The organism is Trinickia sp., assembly GCF_036503415.1.
Taxonomy (GTDB): domain Bacteria; phylum Pseudomonadota; class Gammaproteobacteria; order Burkholderiales; family Burkholderiaceae; genus Trinickia.
This window is the reverse complement of the sequence record NZ_DASXWY010000113.1, coordinates 1-3479: the sequence shown is the minus strand read 5'-3', so window position 1 is coordinate 3479 and position 3479 is coordinate 1. Positions and strand designations below refer to the sequence as shown.

4 protein-coding genes are annotated in these 3479 nt (G+C 62.6%); all 4 read left to right on the top strand.

What is annotated here, in order from left to right:
* Nucleotides 1–905, top strand: a 905-nt coding sequence (locus VGL01_RS15030; RefSeq protein ID WP_331570637.1) for a branched-chain amino acid ABC transporter permease, incomplete at its 5' end; no start/stop codon positions are given.
* A gap of 18 nt (nt 906–923) precedes the next feature.
* Nucleotides 924–2093 carry an ABC transporter permease subunit gene (locus tag VGL01_RS15025; RefSeq protein ID WP_331570635.1) on the top strand — a complete coding sequence of 390 codons (1170 nt, stop codon included), beginning with the start codon at nt 924–926 and terminating at the stop codon, nt 2091–2093.
* 29 nt (nt 2094–2122) lie between these two features.
* Nucleotides 2123–2899, top strand: coding sequence for an ABC transporter ATP-binding protein (locus tag VGL01_RS15020; RefSeq protein WP_331570633.1), 777 nt, complete (start codon nt 2123–2125; stop codon nt 2897–2899).
* A partial coding sequence (locus VGL01_RS15015) for an ABC transporter ATP-binding protein (RefSeq protein ID WP_331570631.1) occupies nt 2899–3479 on the top strand: 581 nt, incomplete at its 3' end. The genes VGL01_RS15020 and VGL01_RS15015, both read left to right, overlap by 1 nt.

Genomic DNA, 3479 nt, shown 5'->3' with positions numbered 1-3479 from the left:
GCGTCTATGCCATCATCGCACTGGGCTACACAATGGTGTACGGCATTCTGGGCATCATCAACTTCGCCCACGGCGACGTACTGATGGTCGGCGCGATGGTCGCGTTATCGACCATCTCGGTGCTGCACAACCACTTCCCCGGACTCGGCAACATCCCGACGTTGATCATCGGGCTCATTGTTGCGGCCGCGGTATGCGCGGTCGTCGGCTACGTGATCGAACGCGCCGCCTATCGGCCCCTGCGCCGGGCGCCGCGCCTCGCGCCGCTCATTACCGCAATCGGGGTATCGATCCTGCTGGAGACGCTGGCCATGATGATCTGGTCGCGCAACCCGCTGCCGTTCCCGCAGCTCTTGTCGACCGATCCGATCAACGTCATCACCGCCGGCGAGAACAATCCGGGCGCGGTCATCTCGATGACGGAAATCGTGATCATCGCCGTTGCGTTCCTCGTCATGGGCGGGCTGCTGCTGCTCGTGCACAAGACGAAGCTCGGCCGCGCGATGCGCGCGATCGCCGAGAACCCGAACGTCGCGAGTCTCATGGGCGTGAACCCCAACTTCGTCATCTCGGCAACCTTCATGATCGGCTCCGCGCTCGCCGCGCTGGCCGGCGTCATGATCGCGTCCGAATACGGCAACGTGCACTTCTACATGGGCTTCATTCCCGGCATGAAGGCGTTCACGGCAGCGGTGCTGGGCGGCATCGGCAACCTCGGCGGCGCAATGGTCGGCGGTGTGGTGCTCGGCCTGATCGAACAGCTTGGGGCCGGCTACATCGGCAATCTGACGGGCGGTGTGTTCGGCAGTAACTATCAGGACGTATTCGCATTCATCGTGCTGATCATCGTCCTCGTCTTCCGTCCGTCGGGTCTGCTCGGCGAGCGCGTGGCAGACCGTGCGTAAGGGCAAGGAGCAAGGAACATGACCTCAATTCAACCGATCGAGCCGTCCACGACGCTCATCCCTGAAAAGAACGCAGCGAAGACCCTCGTCGTCGGTGTGCTGACAGCCGCTCTCGTGATCGCGGCCCCGCTTCTGATCGGCGCAGCCGGCGGCAACTACTGGGTGCGCGTGCTCGACTTCGCGATGCTGTATGTGATGCTCGCGCTGGGCCTGAACGTCGTGGTCGGCTTCGCCGGCCTGCTCGACTTGGGCTACATCGCCTTTTACGCGGTGGGGGCCTACACGGCGGCGCTGCTCACTTCGCCCCACCTCTCGAACCAGTTCGAGTGGATCGGCCATATGTTCCCCGGCGGCATCCATGCGCCGTACTGGGTGGTCGTGCCGATCGCGATGGGGCTCGCCGCGTTCTTCGGTGTGCTGCTTGGCGCTCCGACGCTGCGGCTGCGCGGCGATTACCTCGCCATCGTGACCTTGGGCTTCGGGGAAATCGTCCGGATCTTTATGAACAACCTCGACCGTCCGGTGAACATTACGAACGGTCCGCAGGGCATTACGGGTGTCGACCCGGTTCACGTGGCCGGCTTCAATCTGTCGCAAACGCATACGCTGTTCGGCATGCAGCTGCCGTCGGTCTACATGTATTACTACCTGTTCGTGCTGTGTTCGCTGTTCGTCATCTGGGTTTGCACGCGGTTGCAGCACTCGCGTATCGGTCGCGCCTGGGCCGCCATTCGCGAAGACGAAATCGCCGCCAAGGCGATGGGCATCAACACGCGTAACGTGAAACTGCTCGCATTCGCGATGGGCGCATCGTTCGGCGGCCTGTCGGGAGCGATGTTCGCGGGCTTTCAAGGCTTCGTGTCGCCCGAATCGTTCACGTTCTGGGAATCGGTCGTTGTGCTCGCTTGCGTCGTACTGGGCGGCATGGGCCACATTCCGGGCGTGATCCTCGGAGCGGTGCTCCTCGCCATCTTCCCCGAATTCCTGCGCTCGACGATGGGTCCGCTGCAGCACTGGATCTTTGGTCACCAGATCGTCGATACGGAAGTGATCCGTCAGTTGCTCTACGGCCTCGCCATGGTGCTCATCATGCTCTATCGCTCGGAGGGTCTGTGGCCCGCGGCGAAGCATGAGGACCGAATCGCGAAACTGGCCAAGCGCGGCAGCAAGAAGCCGGCGCGCGCCTAATGCCCGAAGCCAAGGCTGGAGATATTTCTATGAGCAACAAATCCATTCGTTTGTCCGTCACGGGCGTGAACAAGCGCTTCGGGGGGCTGCAAGCGCTGTCCGACGTCGGCTTGAAAATCGAGGAAGGACAGATCTACGGTCTGATCGGCCCGAACGGAGCCGGCAAGACGACGTTCTTCAACGTGATCACCGGCCTTTACACGCCCGACTCGGGCGAGTTCAGGCTCGACGGCCAGGAATACAAGCCGGAAGCCGTCTACCAGGTGGCGAAGGCGGGGATCGCGCGTACCTTCCAGAACATCCGCCTTTTCGGCGGCATGACGGCGCTCGAAAACGTCATGGTCGGCCGTCACGTGCGCACGAAGCACGGCCTGTTCGGCGCAGTGTTCCAGACGCCGGCCGAGCGCCAGGAAGAACGCGAGATCAAGGAGCGCGCGCTGGAGCTGCTGGAGTACGTGGGCGTGCTGCAATATGCCGACTACACGGCGCGCAACCTCTCGTACGGCCATCAGCGCCGGCTCGAGATCGCGCGCGCGTTGGCGACCGATCCGAAGCTGCTCGCGTTGGACGAGCCGGCTGCGGGCATGAACGCGACGGAAAAGCTCGAGCTCACCAAGCTGCTCGACAAAATCCGTGGCGACGGCAGGACGATCCTGCTCATCGAGCACGACGTGAAGCTCGTGATGCACCTGTGCAATCGCATGACGGTGCTCGATTACGGCAAGGTGATCGCCGAAGGTCTGCCGCAGGATGTGCAGAAAGACCCGAAGGTGATCGAGGCATATCTCGGAGCGGGGGTCCACTGATGGCTACGGCAATGTTGAAAATCAAGGGCCTGCAGGTCAATTACGGCGGCATTCAGGCGGTCAAGGGCGTCGACATGGAGGTCGCGCAGGGCGAGCTAGTCACGCTGATCGGCGCGAACGGCGCAGGCAAGACCACGACGATGAAGGCCATCACGGGCCTGAAGCCCTATTCGGCGGGCGATATCGAGTACAACGGTCAATCGATCAAGGGCGTGCCGCCGCACGAACTGCTCAAGCGCGGTCTGGCGATGGTGCCGGAAGGGCGCGGCATCTTCGCGCGCATGTCGATCGTCGAGAACATGCAGATGGGCGCGTATCTGCGTAACGATACGGACGGCATCAAGAAGGACGTCGAGCGTATGTTCGGCTTCTTCCCGCGCTTGAAGGAGCGGGCGAGCCAGCTCGCGGGCACGCTCTCGGGCGGCGAGCAGCAGATGCTGGCGATGGCGCGCGCCGTGCTGTCGAAGCCTAAGCTGCTGTTGCTCGACGAACCGTCGATGGGTCTCTCGCCGATCATGGTCGAGAAAATCTTCGAGGTCGTGAGGGAGATTTCGAAGGAGGGCATCACGGTGCTGCTGGT

Coding starts and splice junctions, on each gene's coding strand:
- VGL01_RS15020 (WP_331570633.1), top strand. CDS start 2,123: ATGAGCAACAAATCCATTCGTTTGTCCGTCACGGGCGTGAACAAGCGC.
- VGL01_RS15025 (WP_331570635.1), top strand. CDS start 924: ATGACCTCAATTCAACCGATCGAGCCGTCCACGACGCTCATCCCTGAA.